We start from the raw sequence: 3814 nt of genomic DNA, 5'->3' as shown, positions 1-3814 counted from the left end.
GCCAGGCGCCGGGGCCCTGGGAGGCGAGCACCTTCTCGGCAACGGCGATCTGCTGGGCCTTGGTGGCCAGATTCGCCTGCGGGGCATACGCGGTACCGCCGTAAGCGGCCCAGGTACTGGACGTGAACTGCAGACCGCCGCTGAAGAGCTTCCCGTGGATGGACCAGTCTCCAGAGGACTCGCACTGCGCCACCTTGTCCCACGTGGACAGGGATGCGGCCGACGCGGAGGTGGCCGTGACGAGGCCGGCCATCGGCAGGGCGATAAGAGCAGCACCTACGACCGCGACCCGCACACGCCGGGCCGGAGTCAGCTTGGCGGCGGCAAACGGCAGTCGGGAGATGAAAGACATGATGAAAACCTCAATATGAGTTGGGCTGGCCCGGCCGATTTCGCTCCACTGCGGAGACGATGAGCCACTGGGCACCTTTTCGAAATCTTTCCTGTCTCCACAGAACATCAGATCCCAGCCCCTCACCGTCCTCTGATCAGGCCCCCGCCAGGACTATTCAGCCGCCGCCGACAGGAGGCCCCGGCGACGGCTACCCGGCCCACCACCCCGGAGAAGTGAAAAACCGGGCGCACGAACACGGTTCAGATTGCATCCGGAATGGATTCCTTGACCACCGAGCTGAACCGCACGGAATATCCGCATTCGAGCGGAATAATTTTCTCGGTGAAATAACCTGGTACGGTTACAGCCGGTGCGTGGGCGGCCTCACCAGAGGATCTCGGCCTCGCCGAACTCGACGCTCCCGCGGCACACCGCAGATCCCCGACGCTCCTACGTGCTGCCCGATGCGAGGGGTTCATGGCGAACTCGCGCCCGGGGTGCCGGACGCCGCCCTGCGGTGTGTGGTCGTGTCAGCCCAACCAGTCGCTGGCGTCGTGGCAGTGGCTCGCCGCCTCGGGCCGGCCGCCATCCGCTTCGCCGTCGATCACGGCGGAGAGGGCCGCCGTGGCGGCGGCAGCGACGGAGAGCACGGTGTTCGAGGCCTCCATGGCACCGCGCCGGTCGCCGAGCATCCAGCACTGCCAGGCCCGAGCACCGAGATCGCGCAGCCTGGACAGATTGGCCGCAGCCGTTTCGAGAGGTGTGTCGTCGTGGGCAGACGTCATGTATTCGTACCGCTCTCGGGATGCTTCGTCCGGGTTCCATGCCAGGGTGGCGGGGATGATCTCGTGCATGTCAGCGATCGGGGCTGTCTGGGCGAACCCGCATGTCACGGCAGCTTCCCGGATACGACAGCCTCCCCTATGCGTAAATGGCTACCGTCCAGTCCGCACCCGCACAGCGCTTGCTACAGTACCGGCGGACGGGCCGGTCCGCCGTCACGTCACCCGGTCAGCGGGCACCGATCACCGGCCTCGCGAGTGAGGGTGGGGAGATGAAACTCTTCGCGATCATCCTCATCAGCGGCGGCGTCAAAGCTGCCCGGGCCGCAGGACGGCGCCTTCTCCCCCCGTGCCGGACCTCGTCGCCGGCACTCCTCCGCTAATACTGCAATCACGGTTAGGGGATCTGTCCCCGGCTTCTGTAGTGACTGTGGCGTGCGCGGGTCTGGCTGTGGCGTCTCCACCACGGCCAGTGCAGATGATGCTTCGGCGCGAGGTTTTGCGGGGGTAGGAGGAAGCCGATGAGCCGGCGGATGTCTGCGACGGACCGCATCGTCGTCGCACCTCTGCCCGGATCGCCAGCCCTGACCCTCGAACAGCTCCAAGCCCTTCCGCCCGAGTCCGCCGACTAGGGAGATCAAACCTGACAGTTATTCAGATCCCCGTGTCGTCGCCGATCAGCACTGCGTCCTTGTCCCCGATGCTCTCGACGATGAAGTCGCGGACGTCGTCACGCACCCCGTCGGCGTCCCAGTCCGCATCGCCCAGCAGGCGCTGCACCCCGATCGGATGTACCTCACCAGCGCGTTCCGCCAGCGACCAGCCGTTATTCCGCTCCAACGGCGCCATCAGCCCGGCCATGTACTCCAACGCCCGCCCACGTGGCTCCGACCGCGCGAGCCGCGACCCGAACCGCGCGTGCAAACCAGCCAACACCCCATGCCAGGAGTCAACCTGACCCACCCCGAGATCCACCGACACACGCCCACTCAACCACCACAAGCCCACCTGTAACTGTGATTGCAGTAGCTCTGACAGCCTTCCTTCAATGGCCCATGCAGTCCCCAGCGGCTCGACGCCGCCGACGCGAGCGGGCCGACGCACCGGGCGCGGCCTCGGCCAGAACCTACCTCAGCGCAGCAGCTCCCGTGCCCGTACACCGGTCAGGGGTTATGCCGCAGATACCGAGCGCTGATCACTTCGGGGCACCGGAACGCCGTCGCAATCCGAGGAAGGCCGCAATGGAGACCAGCGTCCCCGCCACCAAGGCCAGCACCACCAGGGGCAATGCCCCTGAGCCACCGGACTGGCTGCTCCCGTCGCCCGCTGATACAGCCCCTGAGGGCGTCGTCGTGGGGGTCACCGTGACGGTGGGCGTCACGGAGGGGGTGGCGGTGACAGTCGCGGTCACAGTTGTGGTGGCAGTTGCGGTAGCAGTACTCCTTGCCGACGACGACGAGGAGGAAGACGAGGAAGCCGAAGCACTCGTGCTCGATGAGGCGGACCCGCTCGAACCCGAAGAAGCCGAGCTCGACGAGCCGACGGAACTAGCCGCCACGGTGATCGAGGCATCCGACTGCGCTGTGCTGTCCGTATCGCAGTACACGCTGATGGTGTACGAGCCGACGGCCTGCGCACCAATGGTGGCGGTCCCGGAGTAAATCCCGGGCGAGCCGCCGGCACCGAGCGCGGCGGGAGCCGAGAACGCCGCAGACGAAGCCGGAGCTGACGAGCTGGTCGATGTGCAGCCGGTCGCGGTGACGGTGACTGTCTGGCCCGGGGTGAGGGCGCTCGGCGTCACCGTCACGGACGCAGCGACAGCATCGGTGACCGACAGACAGAGACCGGCACCGGCAATGGCAAGAATCTGGGCAATGTACAGAGGTCTCATGAGGGCTCTCTTCGTTCGGCCCGGGGTACTCGCCCACCGACGCCTGCGCAGCAGGGGAAGACGGAACGGCCTCCTCTATATCATGGAAGAACAGGATGCACGTGCCCGCATCCGCTGGCTCTACGGGGGCGGCAGCGTCATCGGCCCTGCCTTCACGGGGCAGAGAGACAGCCTGTTCCGCTCCAGCGAATCAGGGGTCCAGGAAGGCGGCACGCACGCGATTCATCCGTTCGGTTGAACCCTGCGCCTATTGCGGCATCAAGGCCGGGGCCGATTGGGGAGGAGCGGAGCCCGAAGGACTACGCAGCCACCGGCAGGTCAGCCCAGTGGGTGACATGTCCTGCCTGCGAGGTGACTCCGTGATCACTGGCCAGCGCCATGACGATGAGGCTGCCGCGGCCGTGCTCGTCGGGCGCACAGACCCAGTCCCCGGTCTGTACATCGAAATCCACTGCCAGCTCGGCGAATTCACGGCTCGTGTACTGACAGCCGCGATCCGAGTGAAAGATCACCGGACCGTCGGGACGGCGGGTCCGGCACGCAGCCTGTAGGGCGTCGGCAACCAGCCCTGTCCGCAGGTGGTCGGCGGTCGCCCAGCCGACGACGCGGCGGGAGGCGATGTCGATGACGGTGGCCAGGTGGAGCCGGCCCTCCTCGGTCTGCGTCACGGACGGCGCGGGGACCGGACTCGCCGTTGCGGCGGGCGTAGAAGGCGGCACGGGAGACCTTGAGCGGCTCACACGCCCGTTGACGCTGTGGCTCTCCTACTTCTCCGCCTCGATGAACGGGTGCACCGTCACCGGGTCT

5 protein-coding genes and 1 pseudogene are annotated in these 3814 nt (G+C 66.8%); 2 read left to right on the top strand and 4 right to left on the bottom strand.

The window, feature by feature from the left end; translation table 11 throughout:
* The 3 genes and pseudogenes from AA75_RS19770 to AA75_RS47695 form a co-directional block, all read right to left on the bottom strand.
* The coding region (locus tag AA75_RS19770) for a transglycosylase family protein (RefSeq protein WP_033821447.1) at positions 1-352 on the bottom strand (352 nt) is incomplete at its 3' end.
* A 512-nt stretch (positions 353-864) separates the two neighbouring features.
* On the bottom strand, positions 865-1188 hold the full coding sequence (locus AA75_RS19765) for a hypothetical protein (RefSeq protein WP_149038259.1): 324 nt from the start codon (positions 1186-1188) through the stop codon (positions 865-867).
* A 588-nt stretch (positions 1189-1776) separates the two neighbouring features.
* A pseudogene (locus tag AA75_RS47695) lies at positions 1777-2052 on the bottom strand (transposase); the annotation flags it as partial.
* 305 nt (positions 2053-2357) lie between these two features.
* Between AA75_RS47695 and AA75_RS19755 the strand changes: the two are divergent.
* Both AA75_RS19755 and AA75_RS49540 read left to right on the top strand, forming a co-directional pair.
* Positions 2358-2777, top strand: coding sequence for a hypothetical protein (locus AA75_RS19755; RefSeq protein ID WP_033821444.1), 420 nt, complete (start codon positions 2358-2360; stop codon positions 2775-2777).
* 312 nt (positions 2778-3089) lie between these two features.
* Positions 3090-3245: a hypothetical protein gene (locus AA75_RS49540; RefSeq protein WP_158515537.1), complete on the top strand. Its 156-nt coding sequence runs from the start codon at positions 3090-3092 to the stop codon at positions 3243-3245.
* Between the two features lie 61 nt (positions 3246-3306).
* Here AA75_RS49540 and AA75_RS53505 read toward each other — a convergent pair whose 3' ends face one another.
* Positions 3307-3726 carry a DDE-type integrase/transposase/recombinase gene (locus tag AA75_RS53505; RefSeq protein ID WP_255369519.1) on the bottom strand — a complete coding sequence of 140 codons (420 nt, stop codon included), beginning with the start codon at positions 3724-3726 and terminating at the stop codon, positions 3307-3309.
* Between the last annotated feature and the right edge of the window lie 88 nt (positions 3727-3814).

This window comes from Kitasatospora sp. MBT63 (assembly GCF_000710465.2).
Classification (GTDB): Bacteria; Actinomycetota; Actinomycetes; order Streptomycetales; family Streptomycetaceae; genus Kitasatospora.
This window is presented reverse-complemented; position numbering and strand designations above follow the sequence as displayed.

Excerpts from the sequence above, each read along its gene's own strand:
- AA75_RS19765 (WP_149038259.1), bottom strand. The coding sequence starts at position 1,188 with ATGCACGAGATCATCCCCGCCACCCTGGCATGGAACCCGGACGAAGCA.
- AA75_RS19755 (WP_033821444.1), top strand. The coding sequence starts at position 2,358 with ATGGAGACCAGCGTCCCCGCCACCAAGGCCAGCACCACCAGGGGCAAT.
- AA75_RS49540 (WP_158515537.1), top strand. The coding sequence starts at position 3,090 with ATGGAAGAACAGGATGCACGTGCCCGCATCCGCTGGCTCTACGGGGGC.